This is a genomic window from Corynebacterium sp. 2571A (assembly GCF_055700935.1).
Map to the genome: position 1 here is coordinate 142,980 of NZ_JASTTE010000002.1, position 25,377 is coordinate 168,356.

Below are 25,377 nucleotides of genomic sequence, written 5' to 3' on the forward strand. Positions count from 1 at the left end.
AGCAGAAACGAAGAACCGAGGAGGATCAATGACCGATATCATCGACGAGCTGGCGCAGACCAGCCCCGCCGTTAGCCAGCTGCGCAGCGCCCGGCGGGCGGCCCGCGAGAACGCCCAGCTGAGCTTCGAGGCGCTGCTCGAGCCGGCGGAGGCCGGCGAGTTTAGCCAGGCGGAGCGCTACGCCGTGGCCGCCTTCGTGGCAGGTATCACGCAGGCCGGCCGCCCGGCGGAGTTCTACCTGGACCTGTTGGGCGACGAGGACGAGGAGCTTCTCGCCCCAGTCAAGGAGGCCATCGCGGGCGGACAGCACCGCGGGCCCTACGCGGGCGGGGGATATAGCACCTTCGAAGGCCTGGGCGAGCGCCTGGGCGCGGCCTTCGACTTCGCGCACCTTCTGGTCTTCCACCCGAAGGACGCAGACCCGGCGGCCATCGGCCACCTGGACGCCAGCGGGTGGGGCCCGACCGGCATGGTCAGCCTGGCGCAGCTGATTAGCTTTTTGGCCTTCCAGCTGCGCGTGGTGCGCGGCATCGCGGTGCTGGGCGGCGGGGCCCCGGCCGCGCCGGGGGCCGTGGCGGAGACCCCGCAGGAGCGGCCCGGCTGGGAGGTCACGGGCGGGGTGGAGACCCCCGAGGTGGTCCACCCAGGCCGCTTTGTCAACCACGCGCTGGGCTGGAAGCCCTGGGTGCCGGGGCTGAGCAAGGAAGACTTCACCGAGGAGCAGCGCGAGGCGCTGATTAAGCCGGAGCGCATCGAACAGCCCTACTTCCGCCTGCTGGCCCGCGACCCCGCCGCGCTGAAGGCCCGCACCCTGACGGACCTGGACATCTTCTACAACACCGACGGCGGGCTGGGCCGCGCGGAGCGCGAGCTGGCCGCCACGGTGGTCTCGCGCCTCAACGGCTGCGAGTACTGCGCCTCCGTGCACCAGCAGCGCTACGTCGACGAGGGCGGCGACCGGGAGACCATCGACCGCCTCCTCGACGACGGCGTCGACATCGACCTCGGCCGAGCCGACTGGGCCGCCATCCGCGACGCCGCGGTGGCGATTAGCCGGACCCCGATCGAGTTTGGCGCCGAGCACGTCGACGCGCTGCGGGAAGCGGGACTCGACGACCAGGCGGTCCTGGACGTTATCTATTCTTCGTCCTTCTTTAACTGGGCGAACCGCCTGATGCTGACCCTGGGCACCCCGGACGTGCCCCGGCGCTTCCGCTAAAGCGCCTAGACTGGCCGGCATGACTAACCAAGCACAGACCAAGACCGCCGTCGTTACCGGCGCCACCGGCGGGATGGGGCGCGAGATCGTCGCGGATCTGTCCCGCGACCACCACGTCGTGGCCATCGGCCGCAACGCCGAGCGCCTCGCCGAGCTGGAGGGGCCCGGCGTGACCTGCGTGCGCGCGGACCTGACCGAGGACTTCGACCTGCCGGAGCTAGACCGCGTCGACGTGCTGGTCCACGCGGCGGCGATTGCGCAGCGGCGCTCGGTGGCATCGGCCAGCCGGGACGACTGGGAAGGCCACCTGTCCATCAACGTGGTGGCCCCGGCCATGTTGACCCAGCGCCTCCTGCCGGCGCTCAACCGCGCCGGCGGAACCGTGGTCTTCATCAACTCCGGCGCCGGCCGGGGCGGCTTCGGCGACAACGTGGTCTACGCGGCCACCAAGCACGCGCTCTACGCCCTGGCGGACGGGCTGCGCAAGTCCGAGCACGGCATCCGGGTGAGCACCGTGGCGCCCGGGCCCACGGATACCGCGATGTTGCAGGGGCTGACCGACTACAACCGCGACGAGGTTATCGCCCCGGCCGAAATCGCGCGCGCGGTGCGCGCGGTCGTGGACGCCGGCCCGACCACGCAGCTGACCGAGATCCAGGTGCGCCCGCGCGTGGAATAGGCCGCGTGGGTCGAACACCTCGCGCAGATTCATGCGCTAAACTTAATCTGTGACTAAGCAGCCCAGCTCTAAACCGGCCTATCTGGCCATCGCGGACGCTCTGCGGGGGCGCATCGAACGTGCCGAGTTGCGGCCGGGCGACCGGTTTCCCACCGAGCGCGCGCTCGTCCACGAGTTCAACGTCGCCCGCATGACGGTGCGGCACGCGCTGGATATCCTCCAGCTGGAAGGGCTTATCGATCGCCGCCGCGGCCGCACCGGGGGAACGTTCGTGCGCACGACGGCGCCGGTGGTGGACTTGGGCCGCGTCGAGGACCTAGGGGCGCAGCTGAGCAACGACGAAAACGAGCTCGTCATTGACGAGCTCGAGGAGTCTCGCGTGCAGGTGCCGCCGACGGTGGCGGAGCAGCTAGCGATTGCGGAGACCGACCGGGTCTGGTCCGTCAAGAGGCGGCACACCGTCGACGGGACCCCGGCGTTGTTTTCGCACCACTTCGTGCCAGCGGCGGATTTGCAGGGCCACTGGGAGCAGCGGCGCCCGGCCAGCTACCGGCAGTCCTTGGAGCCGGCGCTGCCGAACGCGGTGGAGCAGAAGGCGCTGGGGCTTTCGCGCACCACGCCTATCCTGCGGGTGCAGCGCTGCGCGCTCGACGCCGCCGGCCGCCCTCTGGATTTCACCGAGATGGCGTTGCGCGGCGACGTCGCGAAGCTGCACCTAGATATTTAAGGGGCGGGCGCGGGCCCCGCAGGGCTAGAGGAGCACCTGCGCGAGCAGGGAACCGACCACACAGGAGGTCAGCACCGAGATGGCGCCCGGGATGATGAAGGAGTGGTTGATGACGAACTTGCCGATGCGGGTTGTGCCCGTACGGTCGAAACCGATGCAGGCCAGGTCCGACGGGTAGGTCGGCAGGATGAAGTAGCCGTAGGCCGCGCCGTAGAAGCCGACGATGACGGCCGGGTCGATACCCAGCTGCAGGCCGATGGGGGCGATGGCCACCAGGGCCGCGCCCTGGGAGTTGACCAGCTTCGAGACGATGATCAGCACGACGGCGTATGCCCACGGGGCTTGGGCGACGACGTCGCCGAGGCCGGCCTCCAGGGCATCGATGTGCGCCTGGAAGAAGGTGTCCGCCATCCAGGCCACGCCGAAGACGGAGAAGACCGCGGTCATGCCGGCCTTGAAGACCGGGGTGCTGGCGATCTTTTTGTGGTCGACCTTGCAGCTCATCAGGATGACGGCGCCGGCGACCAGCATGACCATCTGGATGACCAGGTTCATCGACACCGGCGAGAGCTCGCCGTCCTCGCCCGGGACGAGCGGGCGCAGGAAGTCGAAGGCGCCGAGGAAGACCACGCAGACGATGGCGACCAGGAAGATGGCCACGGAGCGCTTGGCTTCCTTGGGGAATTCCACGCCGATGAGCGAGTGGCTGGAGTTTTTAATGGAGTCCGCGAACTCGGGGTCCTTCATGCGCTCCTGGAAGACCGGGTCCTTGTCCAGGTCCTTGCCGCGGCGCAGGGACCACAGGGCGGCCAGGATGACACCGGACAGGGAGGCCGGGATGGCGACCATGAGGATCTGCGGGATGGAGTAGGCCTCGTCGATGGCGCCGGCGTGCTCGGCCAGGATGGAGGCCAGCGAGACGGTGGCGACCGAGACCGGCGAGGCGGTGATACCCATCTGGGCCGAGGTGGAGGCCACGGCCATGGGGCGCTCGGGGCGGATGCCCTTCTTCAGGGCGATGTCCTCGATGATGGGGAACATCGTGTAGACGACGTGGCCGGTGCCGCAGAGCACGGTCAAAAACCACGTGGTCAGGGGAGCGAGAATGGTGATGCGCTCCGGGTGGGCGCGCAGGATCTTCTCCGCGAATTGCATCATGACTTCGAGGCCGCGCGCCTGTTGGAGGGTCGCGGCGCAGCCGATGACTGCGATGATGGTCAGCATCACCGATACCGGCGGCTCGCCCGGGGCCAGTCCGAAGACGAAGACCATGAGCAGTAGGCCGATACCGGAAATCAGGCCCAGGCCGAGCCCGCCGTAGCGGGTGCCCAGCACCAGGGCGACAAGGATAATGACCACTTGCAGTACGATCGCCAGGACGGAGTCCGGGGCGAGGACAGTGGCTAACATCTAAGTGCCTTTCCACTAGTAACAAACAAGGGGGACAGTAAAAATATTATCGAACCGGGCATAATCGGACATAGCGGAAGCGGCGAGCTAATAATCACAGCTCGCCGCTTAGTAGTTTTGGGTGCAAATCTGCTAAAATCCCAGCGTGACGCCCATACTGTTAGCTGGCGTCCACCGCCCGGTTGCGCACCGCGCGGGCGGTGCGGTCACGCTGCTCGGTCACCACGCGGCGCAGCCCGGTGGGCAGATCGCGGCGCAGGAACTCCTCGGCGCGATCCACGGTTGCCTGGCTGACGTCCCAGGAGGGGAAGAGGCCGGTGACTGTCGCCAGGGCGATCTCGTGGGACTGGCCGTCCCAGATCTTTTCTGCCACCTCGAAGTAGCCCTCGCTGGGCAGGTTGTCTTCCGCGCCGGGGAAGACCAGGCCGGCCAGCTTCGAGCCGGTGTCGCGGTTGCCGAGTTTCCCGTCGACGAGCTCTCGCCAGACCGCCTTCTTGTTCTCTGGCGTGTTGATGGCGGCGCGCGCCTTGAGGGAGGCCTGGTAGCCGGTGGCGGAGTTGTCGCGCTCGAGCTCGGCATCGATGAGCTTATCCGCGTCCTCCACGGCCCCGCCGGCGACCAGGGCGGCCACGGCGCGCCAGCGCATGCCGTAGTCGTTGGACGCCTCCAGCACCCCGCGGAAGAAGTCGCGGGAGGCATCGGTCAGCGGCAGGGATCCTAGGGCCTTGGCGAAGACCAGGCGGCGCTGCTCGTCCTCGCCGCGGGCCCCGGCGACGAGGGCATCGGCCAGCAGGGTAGTGTCCTTCGCCCAGGCGGGATCGGCGTAGCGCAGCTGGGCCTGCACGGCCTGGGTGAGGATGCGCTCGAGGACCGACAGCTCGGTCTCTGCGGCCGCGCCGCGGGCGACCAGGGCGATGAAGTCTCGGGCGCGCATGCTGCCCGCGCGGGTCATCTCCCAGGCGGCGGACCAGCACAGGGTGCGCGCCATCGGATCGGCGATCTTGTCGATGTTGTCCACCACGAAATCGCGGGAGGCTGGGTCCAGATCCTGCAGGGCGTAGGTCAGATCGTCGTCGTTGACCAAGACCAGGTCCGCGGCCGGGGCGCCGACCAGCTCGGCGACGTCGGTGCTGGCGCCGTCGATGTCCAGCTCGACGCGCTGATAGCGGGTGACCTTCCCGCCGTCCAGGCGGTAGAGCCCCACGGCCACGCGGTGGGTGCGCAGGGTATCCCCGGACTGCTCGACGGCGAAGTCCGTGTAGGTGCCGTTGTCCACGTTAAAGCTGGCCTTGAGCGAGTTCACTCCGGTGGTCTTGAGCCACTGCTTAGCCCAGAAGGACAGGTCGCGGCCGGAGGCCTCGGTCAGGTGGCGCAGCAGGTCGTCGAAGGTCGCGTTGCCCCAGGCGTGGGCGGCAAAGTGGCGGCGCACCCCGGCGAAGAAGTTCTCGCGGCCGACGTAGGCCTGCAGCTGCTTAAGCACGCTGGCGCCCTTGGCGTAGGTAATCCCGTCGAAGTTCTGCTCGACGGTCTCAATATCCGAGGCGTCCGTGGAGATGGGGTGCGTGGTGGGCAGCTGGTCCTGCTGGTAGGCCCAGGCCTTCTCCACGTTGGCGAAGGTCACCCAGGCCGTGTCGTACTGGGTCTGCTCCGCCTGGGAGATGGCGGCGGACCAGGTGGCGAAGGACTCGTTGAGCCACAGGTCGTTCCACCACTGCATGGTCACCAGGTCCCCGAACCACATGTGGGCCAGCTCGTGGAGGATGGTGTCCGCGCGGCGCTCGTACATGTAGTGGGTGGCCTGGGAGGCGAAGACGTACTCGTCGCGGATGGTCACGCAGCCGGCGTTTTCCATGGCGCCGGCGTTGAACTCTGGCACGAAGACCTGGTCGTACTTGCCGTAGGGGTAGGCGAAGCCGAAGTTGCGGTGGTAGAAGTCAAAGCCCTGCTTGGTCTCGGTGAACAGGCGCTCGTGGTCCAGGTGCTCGGCCAGGGACTTCCGGCAGTACAGGCCCAGCGGGACCTCCAGGTCCTGGGCGGGCTGGCCCTCCGGGTGGGCGGAAAGCTGCCCGCGCCAGGTGTCGGTGAACTCGACGTAAGGGCCGGCGCACACGGCGATGAGGTAAGTCGACAGCGGGTAGTCCAGGTGGCAGCTAAAGGTGTTGCCGCGCTGGGTCACCGGCCCGTTGGTGATAACCCGCCAGCCCGCCGGCACTGCGAAGGACAAGTCGTAGGTCGCCTTGAGATCGGGCTGGTCGAAGCAGGCGAAGACCCGCTTGGCGTCGGCGGTCTCGAACTGGGTGTACAGGTAGGGCTGGTCATCGGCCGGGTCAACGAAGCGGTGCAGGCCCTCGCCCGTGCGGGAGTAGGGGATGCGGGCGGTGACCTCGACGGTGTAGTCCGCGACCTGCAGGCCGGACAGCGGGATGCCGAACTCCGGCTCGTAGGCGGCGGTCGGCAGGGGAGCCCCGCTCAGGCGCACGTCCAGGATCTCCTCGGCGCGCAGATCCAGGAAGGTGCTGCCCGGGCGCAGGCACGAAAAGTCCACGCGGGTGGTGGAGATGAAGTGCGTGTCCGACTGCGTTAAGTCCAAGGCGACGTCGTAATGGTTGACTCGCAGCATCTGCGAGCGATGCTGGGCCTCGTCGCGAGTCAGGTTTGTCGAGGTCATAGCTGTTTTACCTCCTAGGTGGTGAATTTTAGGCTACGGTCCAGCCTAGCCGTCGCCTAGGCTGGGGCGCGCGGAAATCCTTAAGCAACCAAGATTTTAGGAGAAAACGTTCATGACTCAGCAGGTGAAGTTCTGGTTCGACGTCTCGTGCCCGTTCGCTTGGGCCACCTCGCGGTGGATCAAGGAGGCCGAGAAGGTCCGCGACATCGAGGTCACCTTCGTGCCGATGTCCCTGTCCGTGCTCAACGAGGGCCGCGACCTGGACCCGGCCTACCTGGAGGCCATGGAGGCCAACTGGGGCCCGGCCCGCGTCTTCGCCCGCGTGGCCACCCAGGAGCCGGCCAAGGTCGACGAGCTCTACACGGCCATGGGCACCCTGGTCCACGTGGAGGGCAACGCCGGCAAGAAGGGCTACGGCGCTTACGACGAGGTCATCGCCCAGGCCCTCGACCAGGCCGGCCTGGACGCGGCCTACGCCGAGGTAGCGAATACCACCGACGCCGACGAGGAGCTGAAGCGCTTCCACCAGGAGGGCATCGACTCGGTCGGCGAGGACGTGGGTACCCCGGTGGTCAAGCTGGGCGAGACCGCCTTCTTCGGCCCGGTCATCACCCGGATCCCGCGCGGCGAGGAGGCCGGCGAGCTTTTCGATGCCGCCGTCAAGCTCGCGGAGTTCCCCTATTTCTTCGAGATCAAGCGCACCCGCACCGAGATGCCGGCGGCCGAGTAGGCCCGGCGGTAGGATAAGAATTATGCGCGTATACCTAGGAGCAGATCACGCAGGTTTTGAGACCAAAAACCTGATTGCACAGCACTTGTCCGACGCCGGCCACGAGGTCATCGATTGCGGCGCCCACACCCTCGACCCGGAGGATGACTACCCGGCGTTTTGCATCGAGGCGGCCCAGCGCACGGTCAACGACCCGGGTTCTTTGGGGATCGTGCTGGGAGGCTCCGGCAACGGCGAGCAGATCGCGGCCAACAAGGTCGAGGGCGCGCGCTGCGCCCTGGCGTGGTCGGAAGAGACCGCCCGCCTGGCCCGCGAGCACAACAACGCCCAGCTCATCGGCATCGGCGGCCGCATGCACACCCCGGAGCAGGCCCTGGCCATCGTGGACGCCTTCCTGGACCAGGAATGGTCGGGCGCGGAGCGCCACCAGCGCCGGATCGACATCCTGGCCGACTACGAGCGCACCGGGATCGCCCCGGAGGTCCCGGAGGCTTAAGCCAGCTAGCCAGCCGGCTAGCTAGGCCCCTCTAGTCAGACGAAAGGCGCCGGGGAGAACACCACTGAAGTGCTTCTCCCCGGCGCCTTTGTGCGGGCGCTTCGGCTTAGAAGTCGAAGTCGAAGCCGTCGCCGCCGAGCAGGCCGCCGTCAAAGATGCCGCCGTCGAAAAGGCCGCCGCCGTCGCCCATGTCCCCGGCGTCGCCGGCGTCCCCCATGTCGCCGCCGTCGCCCATATCACCAGCGTCGCCAGCATCCCCCATGTCGCCGCCGTCGCTGAAGTCGCCTGCGGCCGCCTCCTCGCCGGAGTAGCCGACGCCGGCCATGCCGGCGAACATGGCGTTAAACATCATGGAATAGCCCATCATCCACACGCCGGTAGCCATGGCGTCCGCCCACCACGGGCGGGAGTACCAGCCGGCCGGGACCGGGCGGCCGGCCACCGTGCCGCCGGGGTAGTAGTTCGGGGTCTCGTCGGACGCGTACGGGGAGGCGGTGATCTCCTGGCCGCCGGCGTCGACAGTACGGCGCTCGGTGACCTTGCCGGCCTTGCGCTGGCCCTCCAGCGGGGGCAGCTCCGGGCCCGGATCCATGCCCATGATTTCGCGCGCCGCGTTGACGTAGTGCAGGCCCTCGAGCGCGGACTCGCGGGCCAGGTGCGCCTGCTTGGTGGTGTTCGCCTGGGAGATAGCGGAATTGGCCGCGGTGAAACGTTCCGAGGCATCCGCCATTGCCTGCTGGGAGGCCTTGTCGGTGCCGGACAGGCTCATCACCTGGCCGCCCAGGCGCTCGATCCAGCGCCGCGCCTCAGCCTGCGCGTCTTCCAACTGTTGCTGCTGGCGCTGTTCGGTCTTTTTCTTGTTGTTGCTGCTGGTCCACCAGGCCACGCCGCCGCCGACCACGATAAGAAGGATGAGCAATGACATGTCTAAAAAGTTCACTTCCCGATAATCGAGTGTTGTCTCCCGCGCCCGGCGGGGCAGGTGGGCCCCGGCGCGGGGTAGTTCTCTGGGTACCTATTAGGTTAAACGCCAGCCTATCCCGAAAAGTTCCCTCCCGTTGAGCTTTTGGGGCGCGTTCGGTGCGGGCCCGCGGCCCGCCCGGGCGGTTTTGGGCGCGGCCCAAACCATGCGCTATCATTGTTCCCACGCCTTTAAAAGGGGCAGTGGGAATGTCGTATAGTGGCTAATACCTCAGCCTTCCAAGCTGAAGACGCGGGTTCGATTCCCGTCATTCCCTCCAAGTAACGCCGAAGATGCAGCGCGCTGGAAGAGTCCAGTCGCCTGGTCTCCGGCGTTTTGCGTATCAGCCTGGCCAGCCAGGGGGGGGCGGGGGACAACCTGGGTGTTTATCTGCTCAGCAAGAACGGTACCGGCGGCTGTCCCTGGGGCGCGCTCGCGCCTTAAAAGACGTGGTTTCAGTACAGTGGGGCGCATGAACGTACCAATGATTGAGCTCAACGACGGCAACCGCATCCCGCAGCTGGGCTACGGCGTGTTCCAGGTGGACCCGGACAAGACCGAAAATCTGGTCGCCGAAGCCCTGCGCCAGGGCATCCGGCACATCGACACCGCCGCCATCTACGGCAACGAAGAGGGCGTGGGCCGGGCGATTGCCGCCTCCGGCATCCCGCGGGACGAGCTGTTTGTCACCACCAAGCTGTGGAACGACAGCCAGCTCAACGCCGCGGAAGCGCTGGATACCTCCCTGGGCAAGCTGGGGCTCGATTACGTCGATCTCTACCTCATCCACTGGCCGGTGCCCGCCGACGGCAACTACGTGGAGGCCTGGAAGCAGCTGATTGAGTTGCGCGAGGCCGGCAAGGCCAAGTCCATCGGCGTGTCCAACTTCCTGCCGGAGCACCTCGACCAGCTGGAGATGAACACGGACGTCACCCCGGCCGTCAACCAGATCGAGCTGCACCCGTACTTCCAGCAGTGGAAGGACATCGACGCCGCCCGGGCCCACGGCATCAAGGTCGAGGCCTGGGGCCCGTTGGGCCAGGGCAAGACCGATATCTTCGAGCAGCCGGAAATCACCGACCCAGCCGAGGCCCACGGCGTCAGCCCGGCGCAGGTGATCATCCGCTGGCACCTGCAGAACGGGACCATCGTCTTCCCGAAGACCGCCACCCCGGAGCGCATCCGCGAAAACTTCGACGTCTTCGGCTTCGAGCTGAGCGAGGACGAGATGGCCGGCATCACCTCGCTGGACCGCGGCGAGGAAGGCCGGGGCGGTGCGCACCCGGCGGAGATGGACGCGAAATAGCGGCTAACTGGTCGCGCCGTGCGCCCCGAGCCTGCGGAAACCGGGCCAACCGGGACCCGAAGTTGGGCATAGCGCGGCGGCATCGGTAAGCTAAGGCGAGCAACGCCGGCGCGGGGTTTCCGCGCTGGCAGGGCAAGCTATACGGGGCGTGGCGCAGCTTGGTAGCGCACCTGCTTTGGGAGCAGGGGGTCGCAGGTTCAAATCCTGTCGCCCCGACGTATAGGGGCCTGTCAGCCACCCTCATGCGAGGTGCTGCCGGGCCCCTTGTTTATACTCTGTACCAGAAATCCTTCTACCAATTGAGAGCCAGGAGAGTTACTCGTGAAGACTACCGTCGACAAGCTGAGCGACACCCGCGTTAAGCTCACCGTCAACGTCCCGTTCGCAGAGCTGGATAAAGAGATTGATCAGGCCTACGCCGCAATCGCCCAGCAGGTTGCCATCCCGGGCTTCCGCAAGGGCAAGGCGCCGCGCCAGCTTATCGATGCCCGCTTCGGCCGCGGCCCGATCCTCGAGCAGGTCGTCAACGACATGCTGCCGTCCCGCTACGAGCAGGCCGTCACTGAAAACGACCTGAAGGTCATCGGCCAGCCGGACGTGGATATCTCCAAGATCGAAGACAAGGACTTCGTGGAGTTCACCGCCGAGGTCGACGTCCGCCCGGAGATCGAGGTCCCGGACTTTGCCGACCTGTCCGTCACCGTCCCGGCCATCACCGCCGAGGACGCCGACGTGGACAAGGAGCTGGAGAACCTGCAGGAGCGCTTCGGTGAGCTCAAGGACACCAAGCGCAAGATGAAGACCGGCGACATCGCCGTCATCGATCTCACCGCTGAGGTCGACGGCAAGAAGATCGACGAGGCTTCCACCGAGGGCCTGAACTACCGCATCGGCGACGACGACCTCATCAAGGGGCTGGACACCGCCCTGCGCGGCCTGAAGACCGACGAGGACGCCGAGTTCACCGCCAAGCTGGAATCCGGCGAGCACAAGGGCGAAGAGGCCACCATCAAGGTCCACGTCCAGCAGACCAAGGAGCGCAAGCTGCCGGACCTGGACGACGAGTTCGCCCAGCTGGCTAGCGAGTTCGACACCATCGACGAGTTGCGCGATGCCACCAAGACCCAGGTCGAGGAGCAGAAGAAGGCCCAGCAGGCCGGCAATATCCGCGACGAGGTCCTGAAGGCCGCCCTGGACAAGGTTTCCTTCGAGCTGCCGGAGTCCATCGTGGAAGAGCAGGCACACGCCCAGCTGCACCAGGTCCTGGGCCAGCTGGCTCACGACGAGAAGGCGCTGGCGCAGCTGCTCGAGGCGCAGGGCACCACCCGCGAGGAGTTCGACGCCGACGCCCGCAAGTCCGCCGAGGAGTCCGTGCGCACCCAGCTGTTCCTGGACACCGTCGCTGAGCAGGAGCAGCCGGAGGTCTCCCAGCAGGAGCTGACCGACCACATCCTGTTCACCGCGCAGTCCTACGGCATGGACCCGAACCAGTTCGTCCAGCAGCTGCAGTCCAACGGCCAGATCGGCAACCTTTTCGCCGACGTCCGCCGCGGCAAGGCCCTGGCCGCCGCTATCTGCCGCGTTGACGTCAAGGACGAGGACGGCAACAAGGTCGACGTCGACCAGTACTTCGGCGAGATCGACGAGGACGAGGACGCGGCAACCGACTCCGAGTAAGGTCGCCTCCCGCCGCGCCTGTAGCGGCCGCGGCGGGGCCGCCTAGCCCAGCTTCGGCTGGGCTTTTTGTCTGTCTGCGGCGGCTGCACCGCGGCTGCAACGCTGACAGCGAACACGTCCCACGGGAGGCGGGAAAGGCAGTATCGTGGGTCGTATTAAGACAAAGATCCGTCACCAAGGAGATTATGAATTCTATGTCTGACAGTATTCAGATGACCTCGCCAGCACCGGGCATGAACCTCGGCGACAGCGTCTACGAACGCCTGCTGCGCGAGCGCATCATCTTCCTGGGCACCCAGGTTGATGACGAGATTGCCAATAAGCTCTGCGCCCAGATCCTGCTGTTGTCCGCCGAGGACCCGACGCGCGATATTTCCCTCTACATCAACTCCCCGGGTGGCTCGGTGACCGCCGGCATGGCCATTTACGACACCATGAAGTACTCGCCGTGCGACGTCGCCACCTACGGCATGGGCCTGGCCGCCTCCATGGGCCAGTTCCTGCTCTCCGGCGGCACCAAGGGCAAGCGCTTCGCCCTGCCGCACGCCCGCATCATGATGCACCAGCCCTCCGCCGGCGTGGGCGGCACCGCCGCGGATATCGCCATCCAGGCCGAGCAGTTCGCCGCCACCAAGCGCGAGATGGCTGAGCTGATCGCTGAGCACACCGGCCAGACCTTCGAGCAGATTACGAAGGACTCGGACCGCGACCGCTGGTTCACCGCCGCGCAGGCGAAGGACTACGGCATCGTCGACCACGTCATCGAGACCGTCAACGGCCCCATCAGCAACTAGAACTAGGTAGCACCTCACCACCTCAAGCTCAGAAGCAAGGAGAATTTTTAATATGACGCAATCGCAGATGCCTTCTTCCCGCTACGTGCTGCCGTCGTTCATCGAGCAGTCCGCGCAGGGGACCAAGGAGACCAATCCGTACTCGAAGCTCTTCGAAGAGCGCATCATCTTCCTGGGCACCCAGGTCGATGACACTTCCGCTAACGATGTCATGGCGCAGCTGCTGGTCCTGGAGGCTCAGGACCCAGACCGCGACATCACCATGTACATCAACTCCCCGGGCGGTTCCTTTACCGCGCTGATGGCTATCTACGACACCATGCGTTACGTGCGCCCCGACGTGCAGACCGTCTGCCTGGGTCAGGCGGCTTCCGCCGCGGCGGTCCTGCTGGCTGCCGGCGCTCCGGGCAAGCGCGCCGCGCTGCCGAACGCCCGCGTGCTCATCCACCAGCCCGCCACCCAGGGCACCCAGGGCCAGGTCTCCGACCTGGAGATCCAGGCCGCCGAGATCGAGCGCATGCGCAAGCTGATGGAGAACACCCTCGCCGAGCACACCGGCCGCACGGCCGAGCAGGTGCGCATCGACACCGACCGCGACAAGATCCTGACCGCCGAAGAGGCCAAGGAATACGGCATCATCGACCAGGTCTTTGAATACCGCAAGCTGAACTCCTAAATTCAGGGGTACTCCTTGTGGGACTCAGGCCCGCCGCCGGCATACCGCCCGGCCGCGGGCCTTTTGTTTGGGGTGGCACGAGGCAGCCGGCGCGCGCGGGGCGGGAGATTGCGCAAGCGAAAACTATCAGTCGCCGGGAACGGCCCTGCTCAGCCGGGCCAACACCGGCAGGGCTGACGCGTCCCACCAGGCGGGAAGGGCGAGGTAGCCCACCGGAAAACGGGGGTGGCAGATCCCACATTAATTGCGTTGTGGCGTGGAAGGTGGCTATATATTTCTATGTCACGAATCACAAACGCTCACTCAGTGCCAGACGCGTCGGGCGACGCGCACGGTGCCGGCGACGGCTCAGCCGTCGGTAAACCACAAAAATCAGAACGTCAGTTTTTCGGCCACCCGTGGGGGCTGGCCAACCTCTTCGGCGTGGAGATGTGGGAGCGTTTCAGCTTCTACGGCATGCAGGCGCTGGTCCTGCTGTACATGTACTACTCCGTGTCCGAGGGCGGCCTGGAGATCCCCAAGGCGGCGGCAACCTCCATCGTCGGCGCCTACGGCGGCCTGGTCTACATGGCCTGCCTGCTGGCCTCCCTGGTGGCCGACCGCGTGCTCGGCGCGGAGCGCACCCTGTACTACTCGGCCATCATGGTCATGCTGGGCCACCTGGCACTGGCCTTCATCCCCGCGGTCACCGGCCTGGCCATCGGCCTGGTGCTCATCGCCGTGGGCTCCGGCGGCGTGAAGACCACGGCGCAGGTGGTGCTGGGCGCGCTCTACTCGCGCGATGATCCCCGCCGCGATGGCGGGTTCTCCATCTTCTATATGGGCGTTAATATCGGCGCGCTCTTTGGCCCGCTGATTACCACGCTCCTGTGGGGCTGGCAGGGCTTCCACTGGGGCTTCGGCATTGCCGCCGTGGGCATGTTCTTCGGCCTGGTCCAGTACACCCTCATGCGCGGCAGCACCATCAAGGAGGCCGGCCACGAGGTCCCGAACCCGGTCTCGCGCCAGCAGTTGCTGGCGGCCCTGGGCGTCCTCGCCGTCATCGTCGTCGTGTGCGTGTGGCTCATCGCCTCCGGCGTGGTCAAACTGGAGTGGCTGTCCAATATCGTCACCGTCGTGGCCTTCCTCGCCGCGGTGACGCTGTGGCTGCAGATGTACCGCTCCCGCCTGACCACCCCGCAGGAGCGCGGCCGCCTGCTCGGTTTTATCCCGATGTTCGTCTCCGGCGTGCTCTTCTTCGGCATCTTCCAGCAGCAGTTCACCGTGCTGACCATCTACTCCGATATGCGCCTGGACCGCCACATCTTCGGCACCGAGATCCCGCCGTCGATGGTCCAGCTCATTAACCCGATCTTCATCGTCATCTTTTCCAGTGTTTTCGCCTTCATCTGGACCAAGCTGGGCGACCGCCAGTGGTCGACGCCGACCAAGTTCGGCATTGCCAACGTCATCATCGGCGTCTCGCTGTTCTTCTTCCTGCCGTTCAGCGGCGGCGGCCCGAACTCCACCCCGATGTTCGCCATCATCTGGATCCTCTTCCTGTTCACCATGGGCGAGCTACTGCTGTCGCCGGTGGGCAACTCTCTGGCGACCAAGGTCGCCCCGGAGGCCTTCCCGTCGCGCATGATGGCGGTGTGGATGATGGCCGTGGCCATGGGCACCTCCCTGGCGGGCACGCTGGCCGGCTTCTACAACCCGGATGACGCCGGCGCGGAAAACACGTTCTTCATCACTCTGGGCATCGTTTCCATCGCTCTGGGCGTGGTCTTGTTGGCGCTCGCCAAGTGGGTAGTTAGCAAGTTCGCTACCTTCCGCTAAGGCGCGCCGGCTGCGTCGGGTGGGCGTGGTACGGTTGCTGGGATAAAGGAAATTGTGCCCTATGTGTTGAGAGGGTTTAATGGCACGTATGCAAGAAAGCGCGGATCTGCTCAAGTGTTCCTTCTGCGGCAAGAGCCAGAAGCAGGTTAAGAAACTCATCGCCGGCGGCGGTGTGTACATCTGCGATGAGTGCATTGAGCTGTGCAACGAAATTATCGAGGAAGAACTGGGCGCGGCCCAGGCCGAGCAGGCCGAAAAGGAAGAAGTTCGGCTGCCCCGCCCCTCGGAAATCTCGGCCTTCTTGGATAACTACGTCATCGGCCAGGACCAGGCCAAGCGGGTGCTGTCCGTGGCGGTCTACAACCACTACAAGCGCATCAAGGCGGAGGAAGCTGCCGCCGCCCGCGGCGGCAAGCGCTCCAAGAAGGAACCGGAAGACACGGTCGAAATCGCCAAGTCCAACATCCTGATGCTGGGCCCGACCGGCTCCGGCAAGACCTACCTGGCCCAGACCCTGGCGCGCATGCTGGACGTGCCGTTCGCCATCGCGGACGCGACCTCCCTGACGGAGGCCGGCTACGTGGGTGAAGACGTGGAAAACATCCTGCTGAAGCTGCTCCAGGCCGCGGATTTCGACGTGGAAAAGGCCCAGCGTGGCATCATCTACGTCGACGAGATCGATAAGATTTCCCGCAAATCGGACAACCCGTCCATCACCCGTGACGTCTCGGGCGAGGGCGTGCAGCAGGCCCTGCTGAAGATCCTGGAGGGCACCGTCGCGGCCATCCCGCCGCAGGGCGGGCGCAAGCACCCCAACCAGGAATTCATCCAGCTGGACACCTCCAATATCCTGTTCATCGTGGCCGGCGCCTTCGCCGGGCTGGAGAAGGTCATCTCCGAGCGCGTGGGCAAGAAGGGTCTGGGCTTCGGCGCCAAGCTGGAGACCCAGTCGGAGCAGGAGCGCGTCGACCTCTTCGAGGAGGTCCGCCCGGAGGATCTGGTCAAGTTCGGCCTCATCCCGGAGTTCATCGGCCGCCTGCCCGTCGTGGCGACGGTGGACAACCTGGACCAGGAGTCCCTCATCCGGGTGCTAACCGAGCCGCGCAACTCCCTGGTCAAGCAGTACCAGGCCCTGTTCGTCATGGACGGCGCGGAGCTGGAGTTCGACACCGGCGCGCTGGAGGAGATTGCCAACCTCGCGCTGGAGCGCAAGACCGGCGCCCGCGGCCTGCGCGCCATCATGGAGGAGCTGCTGGTGCCCATCATGTACGACATCCCGGACCGCGAGGACATCACGGGGGTGCGCATTACCGCAGAGGTAGTCCGCGGCGAGGACGGCCCGGAGTTCATCTACGCCGACGCCGAGGAGCAGTCGGCCTAGGCAGATGTCTTAACAGCTAGAGGCAGATAAAAGCCGGCCCGCGTTTTCGAAGAGGAAGCGCGGGCCGGCTTTTTCGCGTCCGGGCGCCGGGGAAGGGGAGAGTCTCCGGCGGGCGGGGCTAGCCGTAGATGTCGCTGTTGTTGTCCGCGGTATCGACGGCCTCGCGGGCGGTAAGGTAGGACGCCTCGCCGCTGTCCGGGATGTTGGCGGTCAGGAACGCGAGCACTGCGTCCACCACCATGCGGTGCAGCCCCGCGGTGTTGGCCTCGGACTGCATGTCTATCCCCAACAGGTTGTCGATCATGTTGTGGTTGGTCACCCGGTACATGGTCAGCGAGGTGATCAGGGTGAAGATGTCGTCGGCCGAGATCCCCGGCCGGAAGGCCCCGGAGTCCTGCCCGTGGAGGAGCAGCTTGTCCAGGTGTAGGGCCACCCCGCTGACGTCGTTGACCGGCTGCCGGCCGACCACGCCGAAGACCTGCTGGGTGGTCTCCATCGCCAGCATGCGCACGGCCTCCGGGTGGGCGATGTGGCAGGCAAAGAGGGCATCGACAAGTTTGCGCACGCCCTCGACCGGGACCTCGGAGTCGACCTCGAGGTCCTCGAGCGGGGGATTGAGGCGTTCTACCGCGGCCTCGAGGGCGCGCTGGTACAACCCGCGCTTGTCGCCGAAGTGGTAGTGCAGCATGCGCTTGGACAGGCCCGAGAGGTTGGCGATGGTCTCCATCTTGGTCTCGGTGAAACCGAACTGGGAAAACTGCTCGAGCGCGACTTCGACGGCGCGCTGGGCAGACTCGGCTCCCGTGACGGCGGTGGGAGAATCGGAGTTACCCATAGCAACATGCCCCTCTTTTTTAAGAATCGCTTAGACGGATTGGTTCATTCCCTATCGTGCCGCAAATTCGCGACCCCGTCCGGTAATTGCCCCCGGGGGCGGTAAAATGCCAGTACAGCCGAGTTAGAGGTGTACTTCTGCTACCTCAATTCGAGGGCAATCGGGCGGAACCTATCGCGCTACCGTTTTTGTGTCTAGACTAGGAGTTTCACCGAAAGCTCGAGGTGTTCTTCTGGGAAGGATGATGCACACAATGTCTAAGCCAACAGCACAGGGTGGACCGAAGCACAACGTTTCAGAACCCATCAACGTCACGGTCACCGGCGCCGCCGGGGCCATCGCCTACTCGCTGCTGTGGCGGATCGCCGCCGGCGAGGTCTTCGGCGCCGACCAGCCGGTCCGCCTGCGCCTGCTGGAGCTCGAATCCGCCGTGCGCGCCGCCGAGGGCGTGGCCATGGAGTTGCAGGACTCCGCCTTCCCGCTGCTGGCCGGCGTGGAGATTACCGCCGACGAGGACACCGCCTTCGCCGACGCGAAGGCCGCCTTCCTTGTCGGCGCGCAGCCGCGCACCAAGGGCATGCAGCGCGCCGACCTGATTTCTGCCAACGCGGAGATCTTCTCCCGGCAGGGCGAGTCCCTGAATCGCGTGGCCGCCCGCGACGTGCGCGTACTGGTGGTGGGCAACCCCGCCAACACCAACGCGCTCATCGCCGCCCACCACGCGCCCGACCTGGATGATTCCCAGTTCACCGCGCTGATGCGACTCGACCACAACCGCGCGGCCGGCCTGCTGGCCCAGCAGGTAGGCGTGCGTCCGGATGAGATTGAGAAGCTGGCCGTCTGGGGCAACCACTCGGACACCCAGTTCCCGGACATCACCTTCGCCACGGCGGGCTCCCGCCCGCTGGCGGAGGCGGTCGACCAAGGCTGGTACGCAGACACGTTCATCCCGACGGTGGCCGGGCGCGGCTCCGAAATCATCGAGGTCCGCGGGTCCTCGTCGGCGGCCTCGGCGGCCTCGGCGGCCGTGGACCACATGCACGACTGGATTTTCGGTACCCCGCAGGGCGACTGGCGCACCGCGGCTATTGTCTCCGACGGCTCCTACGGCGTCGACGCCGGCCTGGTGGCGGGCTTCCCGACGGTCAGCCGGGACGGGCGTTGGGAAATCGTGCAGGGCCTGGAGTTAAACGATGCCCAGCGGGCCCGCATCGATGCCTCGGTGGCGCAGCTGCGCGAGGAAAAGGAAGCCGTCGCCCACCTGCTGGGCTAGCCCCGGGAGAAAAACCCGCGGTCTTGCCTGGGTGGGGCCCAAAGGGGTTTGACCGACAGGGTAGAATTGGTCGGCGTGACTGAGCGTAAAAATGAGGAACTAGTAGGTACCAACCGCGCGGACGCGCTGCCCAAGTCCTGGGAGCCGCAAGAACAGGAGACCGCCCTGTACGAGGGCTGGGTCGACGCGGGGTATTTCACCCCGGACGCCCACTCCGACAAGCCCGCCTATTCCATCGTGCTGCCGCCGCCGAACGTGACCGGCCAGCTGCACATGGGCCACGCGCTGGACCACACGCTCATCGACTCCATCATCCGCCGCAAGCGCATGCAGGGCTATGCCACGCTGTGGCTGCCGGGCGCGGACCATGCCGGTATCGCCACGCAGACCAAGGTCGAGGCCGCCCTCAAGGAATCCGAGGGCAAGACCCGCTGGGACTACGACCGCGACGAGTTCATCGGCAAAGTCTGGGAGTGGAAGGAAAAATACGGCGGCACCATCCAGTCCCAGATGCGCGCCATCGGCGACTCCGTGGACTGGTCCCGCGAGCGCTTCACCCTGGACGACGGGCTGTCCAAGGCCGTGCAGACCATCTTCAAGATGCTCTACGACGCCGGCCTGATCTACCAGGATTACCGCCTAGTCAACTGGTCGCCGGTGCTGGAGACCGCCGTGTCCGACATGGAGGTCGTCTACGACGACGTCGAGGGCGAGCTGGTCTCCATCCGCTACGGCTCGCTGGATGACAACGAGCCGCACCTGGTCGTGGCCACCACCCGCGTCGAGACCATGCTGGGCGACGTCGCCATCGCCGTCCACCCGGACGACGAGCGCTACGCCGACCTGGTGGGCAAGGAGTTCCCGCACCCGTTCCGCGACGATCTGAGCCTGAAGATCATCGCCGACGACTACGTCGACATGGAATTCGGCACCGGCGCGGTCAAGATCACCCCGGCGCACGACCCGAACGACTACGCCATGGGCCAGCGCCACGGCCTGGACATGCCCATCATCATGGACAAAACCGGCCACATCGCCGATACCGGCACCCAGTTCGACGGCATGACCCGCGAGGACGCCCGCGTCGCCATCCGCGAGGCGCTGGCCGAGCAGGGGCGAATTGTTAAGGAAATCCGCCCCTACGTCCACTCGGTCGGCCACTCGGAGCGCTCCGGCGAGGCCATCGAACCGCGCCTGTCCAAGCAGTGGTTCGTCAACGTCAAGGAGATGGCCAAGTACTCCAGCGAGGCGGTCCGTCAGGGCGATACCACCATCCACCCGGCCTCGCTCGAGCCGCGCTACTTCGACTGGGTCGATGACATGCACGACTGGTGCATCTCCCGCCAGCTGTGGTGGGGCCACCGGATCCCGATCTGGTACGGGCCGGAGGATGCCGACGGCAACCGCGACGTGGTCTGCGTGGGCCCGGACGAGGAAGCCCCGGCCGGCTACGAGCAGGACCCGGACGTCCTGGACACCTGGTTCAGCTCCGCGCTGTGGCCGTTTTCCACCCTGGGCTGGCCGGAAAAGACCCCGGACCTGGAGAAGTTCTACCCGACCAACGTGCTGGTCACCGCCTACGACATCCTGTTCTTCTGGGTCGCCCGCATGATGATGTTCGGCACCTTCGCCGCCACAAAGACCCCGGAGCTGCTGGGTAACGGCACCGACGGGCGCCCGCAGGTGCCGTTTGCGGATCTCTACCTGCACGGCCTGGTGCGCGACGAGCAGGGCCGCAAGATGTCCAAGTCCCTGGGCAACGGCATCGACCCGATGGACTGGGTCCGCGACTACGGCGCGGACGCGCTGCGCTTCGCCCTGGGCCGCGGCGCCAACCCGGGCGTCGACCTGCCGCTGGGCCCGGACGCGGCCGCCTCGGCGCGTAACTTCGCCACCAAGCTCTTCAACGCCACCAAGTTCGCCCTGCTCAACGGCGCCGGGGTGGCGGAGCTGCCGGAGCGCGACGCCCTGACCGATGCCGACCGCTGGATCCTGGACCGCGCCGAGCAGGTCCGCGCCCGCGTCGACGCCTACCTGGACGACTTCCAGTTCGCCAAGGCCAACGAGCTGCTCTACCACTTCGCCTGGGACGAGCTGTGCGACTGGTACGTCGAGATCGCCAAGACCCAGATCGCGCGCGAGCCGGCCGACGAGGCCGAAAAGCAGCGCGCCCGCACCACCCAGATCGTGCTGGGCCGCGTCCTCGACGTCGTGCTGCGCCTGCTGCACCCGACCATGCCGTTTGTCACCGAGGTCCTCTGGAAGGCCCTGACCGGCGGCGAGTCCCTGGTCGTGGCCGACTGGCCGACCGCCGAGGACACCAACGGCGGCGCCGCGACCGACGAAGCCGCCGCCCGCCGCATCCAGGACGCCGAGAAGCTCATCACCGAGCTGCGCCGCTTCCGCTCCGACCAGGGGGTTAAGCCCTCCCAGAAGGTGCCGGGCCGCCTGGACTTCGCCGCCGCGGACCTGTCCGGCCAGGAGGCCTTGGTGCGCAACCTGGCCAAGACCACCGAGCCGGGCGCGGACTTTACCGAGTCCGCCTCCATCGAGGTCCGCCTGTCGCAGGCCACCGTCGAAGTCACCCTGGACACCTCCGGGGCCGTCGACGTCGCGGCCGAGCGCAAGCGCCTGGAAAAGGACCTGGCCAAGGCCAACAAGGAGCTGGAACAGACCACCAAAAAGTTGGGCAACGACAACTTCCTGTCCAAGGCGCCGGAAGAGGTCGTGGAAAAGATCCGCACCCGCCAGGCCGTGGCGCAGGAGGAAGTTGACCGCATCAGCGCGCGTTTGGAGGCGCTCAAGTAGTGACTGACCGTACCGGAAACGGCGGCAACGGCCGCGAGCAGGGCCGCGATAAAGGCCAGGAGACCGAATACGAGATCGTCGACGCCCTCAAGGAGGGCACCGAGGGCTCGCCGGTCGAAATCACCGAGTCGGGGCTCACGCTCAACCTGGGCGGGGCGGAGGACTATTCCGCGCCCGCGCCGGAGACCGTCAGCGCCGAGGAACTGCGCGAGCTCGCCGAGGTCGAAGAGGAACTCAACGCCCGGTGGCCGGAGACGAAGATCGAGCCCTCGCTGGAGCGCATCGAGAAGCTCATGGACCTGCTCGGCCACCCGGAGCGGGCCTTCCAGGCCATCCACGTGGCCGGCACCAACGGCAAGTCCTCGACGTCGCGGATGATCGACTCGCTGCTGCGGGCGTTCCACCGCCGGGTCGGCCTGTTCACCAGCCCGCACCTGCAGCGGGTGACCGAGCGCATCGGCATCGACGGCCAGCCCATTCACCCGCGCGATTATGTGCGCATCTGGCGCGAAATCCGGCCTTACGTGGAGATGGTGGACGCCGAGTCGTTGGCGGCTGGCGGCCCGGCCATGTCCAAGTTCGAGGTCCTGGTGGGCATTGCTTATGCTGCCTTTGCCGATGCCCCGGTCGACGTCGCCGTCATCGAGGTCGGCATGGGCGGGCGCTGGGACGCGACCAACGTGGTCAACTCCGAGGTCGCGGTCGTCTGCCCGGTGGGCATGGACCACACCGATTACCTGGGCGATACCCTCGCCGAAATCGCGGGGGAGAAGGCCGGCATCATCAAGGCCCGCCCGGACGCCGACGACCCCATCACCCCGGCCGAGAATATCGCCATCCTGGCGGAGCAGGAGCCGGAGGCCATGGAGGTCCTGCTGCAGCAGGCCGTGGCCGTGGACGCGGGGGTGGCGCGCGCCGGCAACGAGTTCGCCGCGCTCGAATCCACCATCGCCGTGGGCGGCCAGCAGCTGCGCATCCAGGGGCTGGGCGGCCTGTACGAGGACGTCTTCTTGCCCCTGGCCGGCGAGCACCAGGCCCGCAACGCCGCGGTGGCCCTGGCCGCCGTGGAGGCCTTCTTCGGGGCCTCGGCCGGGCACCCGCTGGACGCGGCGAGCGTGCGCAACGGCTTCGCCCAGACCATCTCGCCGGGCCGGCTGGAGCGCATGCGGCAGTCGCCGACCACGTTCATCGACGCCGCGCACAACCCGCACGGCGCCCGCGCCCTGGCTCAGGCCCTGGGGCGGGATTTCGACTTCGCCCGCCTGGTCGGCGTGGTCGCCATCCTGGGCGACAAGGACGCTACCGGGATCCTCACCGCGCTGGAGGACGTGCTGACCGAGATCGTCATCAGCCAGAACAGCTCCCCGCGGGCGCTGGACGCCTACGAGCTGGCCGAGCTGGCCCGCGACATCTTCGGCGAGGAACGCGTCTACGTCGAGCCCGACCTGCAGTCGGCCTACGCCCAGGCCGTCGAGCTGGCCGAGGATGCGGAAATCCAGTCCGGTTCCGGTATTGTCATCACCGGATCGGTGGTCACCGCCGGTGAGGCACGCGCGATGTTTGGAAAGGAGCCGGCATGACGGACAAGCCGAAGGACGTCGGGCCCCTGGGCATGGGGCACAAGCCCGTCAAGGACCCGATTAAGGGCTTTAACGGGATGGTCATCTCCAGCACCCTGACCCTGGAGGCGCTCACCCTGGTGCTGGCGCTGCCGATGCTGCGCATGCTCTACAGCGGCGAGCTGTGGACCGGGGTTAACATCGCCATCGTCGTGGCGCTGATGGTCTTCCACCTGGTCATGTTGGCCTTCGCCAGCCGCCGGTGGTCGCTGAATGTCATCCTGGCCGTGCAGGTGCTGGGTATTGTCGCTGGCCTGTTTATCCACTGGTCGATCGTGGCCATCATGGTGGTCTACGGACTGGTCTGGCTGCTGGCGGCCTACCTGCGCTCCAACCTCATCGCGCGCATGGAGCGCGGCCTGCTGACCACCCAACACCTGGATAAGAAGGGCTAGGCAGGCCGCCGTGCGCTACGTGTATTCGCTGCTGGCCGCGCTGGCCTGCGTGGTGGTCATCCTCGCGCGGGCTTTCCACTGGCCGGGCGTGGTCATCGTGGTGGGGCTTATCGTGGCGGCCGCTTTCCTGGCGCTGGCCTTGTTCCGTGGCGGCCAGGATCGCCCGGGCAAGGAACGCCCGCTGCGCCAGGCGGATTTCTCCCCGGAGCGCGAGGAAGAAATCCGCGAGCTCGTCTCCGCCGGCAAATACGGCACCGCGGTCAAGCAGGTCCGGCTGTGGTACCGCCACGTCGGCCACGACGAGGCCGAAGCCATGGTCAGCCAGCTGACCACCGGCCACTAGCGCAATCCCGGACGGCTGCCGCGGGGCGATTATTGCCGCCTTAAGTGCGAAGGATCGCTCGGCATTCGGTACGATGGCCGGTATGACTGAACGTACTCTTATTCTCATCAAGCCGGACGGCGTCAAGAACGGCCACGTAGGCGAAATCATCTCCCGTATTGAGCGCAAGGGCCTCAAGCTGGTGGAGATGGATCTGCGCACCGCAGACCGCGAAACCGCAGAAAAGCACTACGCTGAGCACAAGGACAAGCCGTTCTTCGGCGAACTCGTGGACTTCATCACCTCCGCTCCGCTGGTCGCAGGCATCGTCGAGGGCGAAAGCGCCATCGCTGCCTGGCGTCAGCTGGCCGGCGGCACCCACCCGGTCGAGAAGGCCACCCCGGGCACCATCCGCGGTGACTTCGCCCTGACCGTCGGTGAGAACGTCGTTCACGGCTCCGACTCCCCGGAGTCCGCTGAGCGCGAGATCTCCATCTGGTTCCCGAACCTCTAAGACGCACCCTTATTCGCTGCCCCCGCCCGCGGCGCCTGGGTATCCCGGCCCCGCGCGGGGGTTTCGCGCATTCACAGCACCACTAGGCGACCGCGGCTCCGGGCCTGTTTTTAGCGCCGCTGCGACTCGGTCAGCGCGTGCACGCCCACGGCAGTGATGCTCATCCACCACTGGGCGGATCCTCCCTGCCAGGTAGGCGCGCGGAGCTTCACCAGCTTGGCGCTGTCTAGCTCCTGCAGGCGCCCGCGTAGCGCCTCCTCGTCGGCGGAGAGCGCGGGGTCCAGAATCCTTTGCAGACCCTTCAAGCCCACCTCGTTGCCGTCGACGGCGCCGATGGCGATAAGCGCGGCGAGGATATCGGTGTTCTCCTCGGCCAGGCGTTGCGTGGTGGCGGTCAGCTCGGTCAGCCCGAAGTCCATCCGCTGGATGCGCCGGCGGCCAATGCTGTAGGAGCGCCGGAAGAGCACGGTGCCGGAAAGGAACAGTCCCACGCTGTAAAACGCCGCCGTGGACAGCGTGGCCACCGCCGGCGGGACCGAAAAATCCCAGCCCAGCGCCTGTACCGGCAGGGCCAGCAGGGGCGCGACGATGGGAATGAACGGGGCGAAGTAGGCGGCGGTGGGGTAGTCGCCGTCCCGGATCTCCATTTGCGGGACGCCCACGGCCTTCGGGTAGTGGCGGGCAATCTTGACCCCGCAGGCCACCGCCGCCACCAGGCACAGCGCGCCAAGGACGTAGAAGGCCGTATGGTCTAGGAAGAAAAAGCTCACGCCGAAGCTCGCCGTGGTGGTGAAGGCAAGCAGCTCGCGCGGGTTGAACTCGTTGCGTCCACGGTAGTGCCGGATTGCTGCTGCCGGTGAGGTGGGTACGAGTTCGCCGTCGGACATGGTCTTAAGCTATCACAGCGCGAAATTCCGCCTGCCCGGGCAGGTGCGCCCAGAAGCGCGCGCCCAAGTGTGCCACAATAGGAGCTAGAGCCTGTATGCCAGGTTTGCAGTTGTGCATAACTAAATACTCAATCTTTAACACTTAAACTTTCGGCGCTTTCAGGGTAGAAAGCCCCGCGGTG

The 25,377-nt window shown here is 66.4% G+C and carries 22 protein-coding genes and 2 tRNA genes; 19 read left to right on the top strand and 5 right to left on the bottom strand.

The window, feature by feature from the left end:
- The first annotated feature begins 28 nt into the window (after nt 1-28).
- Genes QQS53_RS04105 through QQS53_RS04115 form a run of 3 tightly spaced genes read left to right on the top strand, consistent with a single transcriptional unit; the run spans nt 29 to nt 2,625 of the window.
- Nucleotides 29-1,219 carry an alkylhydroperoxidase domain protein gene (locus tag QQS53_RS04105; protein ID WP_472774652.1) on the top strand — a complete coding sequence of 397 codons (1,191 nt, stop codon included), beginning with the start codon at nt 29-31 and terminating at the stop codon, nt 1,217-1,219.
- A 19-nt stretch (nt 1,220-1,238) separates the two neighbouring features.
- Nucleotides 1,239-1,898 carry an SDR family oxidoreductase gene (locus QQS53_RS04110; RefSeq protein ID WP_472774653.1) on the top strand — a complete coding sequence of 220 codons (660 nt, stop codon included), beginning with the start codon at nt 1,239-1,241 and terminating at the stop codon, nt 1,896-1,898.
- Between the two features lie 49 nt (nt 1,899-1,947).
- Nucleotides 1,948-2,625, top strand: a complete 678-nt coding sequence (locus QQS53_RS04115; RefSeq protein ID WP_472774654.1) for a GntR family transcriptional regulator — start codon at nt 1,948-1,950, stop codon at nt 2,623-2,625.
- 24 nt (nt 2,626-2,649) lie between these two features.
- Here the strand turns inward: QQS53_RS04115 and QQS53_RS04120 are convergent, their stop codons facing one another.
- Both QQS53_RS04120 and pepN read right to left on the bottom strand, forming a co-directional pair.
- Nucleotides 2,650-4,035 (bottom strand): anaerobic C4-dicarboxylate transporter, encoded by a 1,386-nt coding sequence (locus QQS53_RS04120; protein ID WP_472774655.1) that lies wholly within the window; start codon nt 4,033-4,035, stop codon nt 2,650-2,652.
- A gap of 160 nt (nt 4,036-4,195) precedes the next feature.
- The gene (gene pepN / locus QQS53_RS04125; RefSeq protein WP_472774656.1) at nt 4,196-6,703 is read right to left on the bottom strand and encodes an aminopeptidase N; all 2,508 of its coding nucleotides are present in this window, start codon (nt 6,701-6,703) and stop codon (nt 4,196-4,198) included.
- A gap of 112 nt (nt 6,704-6,815) precedes the next feature.
- Between pepN and QQS53_RS04130 the strand changes: the two genes are divergently transcribed.
- Both QQS53_RS04130 and QQS53_RS04135 read left to right on the top strand, forming a co-directional pair.
- Nucleotides 6,816-7,433, top strand: a complete 618-nt coding sequence (locus tag QQS53_RS04130; protein WP_448871998.1) for a mycothiol-dependent nitroreductase Rv2466c family protein — start codon at nt 6,816-6,818, stop codon at nt 7,431-7,433.
- Nucleotides 7,434-7,455: 22 nt separating this feature from the next.
- Entirely contained in the window at nt 7,456-7,929 is a 474-nt protein-coding gene (locus QQS53_RS04135; protein WP_296206562.1) for a ribose-5-phosphate isomerase, read from the top strand.
- 106 nt (nt 7,930-8,035) lie between these two features.
- Here QQS53_RS04135 and QQS53_RS04140 read toward each other — a convergent pair whose 3' ends face one another.
- Nucleotides 8,036-8,854, bottom strand: coding sequence for a DUF1542 domain-containing protein (locus QQS53_RS04140; RefSeq protein ID WP_472774657.1), 819 nt, complete (start codon nt 8,852-8,854; stop codon nt 8,036-8,038).
- Nucleotides 8,855-9,095: 241 nt separating this feature from the next.
- Here QQS53_RS04140 and QQS53_RS04145 point away from each other — a divergent pair.
- From QQS53_RS04145 to clpX, 8 genes are all read left to right on the top strand, one after another.
- Nucleotides 9,096-9,170: transfer RNA gene (locus QQS53_RS04145), tRNA-Gly, on the top strand.
- 192 nt (nt 9,171-9,362) lie between these two features.
- On the top strand, nt 9,363-10,196 hold the full coding sequence (locus tag QQS53_RS04150; protein WP_472774658.1) for an aldo/keto reductase: 834 nt from the start codon (nt 9,363-9,365) through the stop codon (nt 10,194-10,196).
- A 142-nt stretch (nt 10,197-10,338) separates the two neighbouring features.
- Nucleotides 10,339-10,412: transfer RNA gene (locus QQS53_RS04155), tRNA-Pro, on the top strand.
- Nucleotides 10,413-10,517: 105 nt separating this feature from the next.
- Nucleotides 10,518-11,873 (top strand): trigger factor, encoded by a 1,356-nt coding sequence (gene tig, locus QQS53_RS04160; protein WP_472774659.1) that lies wholly within the window; start codon nt 10,518-10,520, stop codon nt 11,871-11,873.
- Nucleotides 11,874-12,067: 194 nt separating this feature from the next.
- On the top strand, nt 12,068-12,667 hold the full coding sequence (locus tag QQS53_RS04165) for an ATP-dependent Clp protease proteolytic subunit (RefSeq protein ID WP_070769070.1): 600 nt from the start codon (nt 12,068-12,070) through the stop codon (nt 12,665-12,667).
- Between the two features lie 52 nt (nt 12,668-12,719).
- A complete protein-coding gene (locus tag QQS53_RS04170) occupies nt 12,720-13,343 on the top strand; it encodes an ATP-dependent Clp protease proteolytic subunit (RefSeq protein WP_070769069.1) in 624 nt (207 codons plus the stop codon).
- 279 nt (nt 13,344-13,622) lie between these two features.
- Nucleotides 13,623-15,161: a peptide MFS transporter gene (locus QQS53_RS04175; protein ID WP_472774660.1), complete on the top strand. Its 1,539-nt coding sequence runs from the start codon at nt 13,623-13,625 to the stop codon at nt 15,159-15,161.
- Nucleotides 15,162-15,240: 79 nt separating this feature from the next.
- On the top strand, nt 15,241-16,542 hold the full coding sequence (gene clpX / locus QQS53_RS04180) for an ATP-dependent Clp protease ATP-binding subunit ClpX (protein ID WP_472774661.1): 1,302 nt from the start codon (nt 15,241-15,243) through the stop codon (nt 16,540-16,542).
- A gap of 118 nt (nt 16,543-16,660) precedes the next feature.
- Here clpX and QQS53_RS04185 read toward each other — a convergent pair whose 3' ends face one another.
- A complete protein-coding gene (locus QQS53_RS04185; protein ID WP_472774662.1) occupies nt 16,661-17,377 on the bottom strand; it encodes a TetR/AcrR family transcriptional regulator in 717 nt (238 codons plus the stop codon).
- 253 nt (nt 17,378-17,630) lie between these two features.
- Here QQS53_RS04185 and QQS53_RS04190 point away from each other — a divergent pair, with 253 nt between their 5' ends.
- From QQS53_RS04190 to ndk, 6 genes are all read left to right on the top strand, one after another.
- Nucleotides 17,631-18,650, top strand: coding sequence for a malate dehydrogenase (locus QQS53_RS04190; protein ID WP_472774663.1), 1,020 nt, complete (start codon nt 17,631-17,633; stop codon nt 18,648-18,650).
- Between the two features lie 75 nt (nt 18,651-18,725).
- On the top strand, nt 18,726-21,458 hold the full coding sequence (locus QQS53_RS04195) for a valine--tRNA ligase (RefSeq protein WP_472774664.1): 2,733 nt from the start codon (nt 18,726-18,728) through the stop codon (nt 21,456-21,458).
- Nucleotides 21,459-21,532: 74 nt separating this feature from the next.
- Entirely contained in the window at nt 21,533-23,038 is a 1,506-nt protein-coding gene (gene folC / locus QQS53_RS04200; protein ID WP_472775049.1) for a bifunctional tetrahydrofolate synthase/dihydrofolate synthase, read from the top strand.
- Entirely contained in the window at nt 23,035-23,472 is a 438-nt protein-coding gene (locus QQS53_RS04205) for a DUF4233 domain-containing protein (protein ID WP_472774665.1), read from the top strand. The genes folC and QQS53_RS04205 overlap by 4 nt, the downstream gene beginning before the upstream one ends.
- Before the next feature lie 10 nt (nt 23,473-23,482).
- Complete coding sequence (locus QQS53_RS04210) at nt 23,483-23,815, top strand: hypothetical protein (protein WP_472774666.1); 333 nt, start codon at nt 23,483-23,485, stop codon at nt 23,813-23,815.
- Between the two features lie 82 nt (nt 23,816-23,897).
- The gene (gene ndk, locus QQS53_RS04215; RefSeq protein WP_070769091.1) at nt 23,898-24,308 is read left to right on the top strand and encodes a nucleoside-diphosphate kinase; all 411 of its coding nucleotides are present in this window, start codon (nt 23,898-23,900) and stop codon (nt 24,306-24,308) included.
- A gap of 110 nt (nt 24,309-24,418) precedes the next feature.
- On the opposite strand, the gene QQS53_RS04220 is transcribed toward ndk, so the two are convergent.
- Complete coding sequence (locus tag QQS53_RS04220) at nt 24,419-25,195, bottom strand: hypothetical protein (protein WP_472774667.1); 777 nt, start codon at nt 25,193-25,195, stop codon at nt 24,419-24,421.
- Nucleotides 25,196-25,377: the final 182 nt, after the last annotated feature.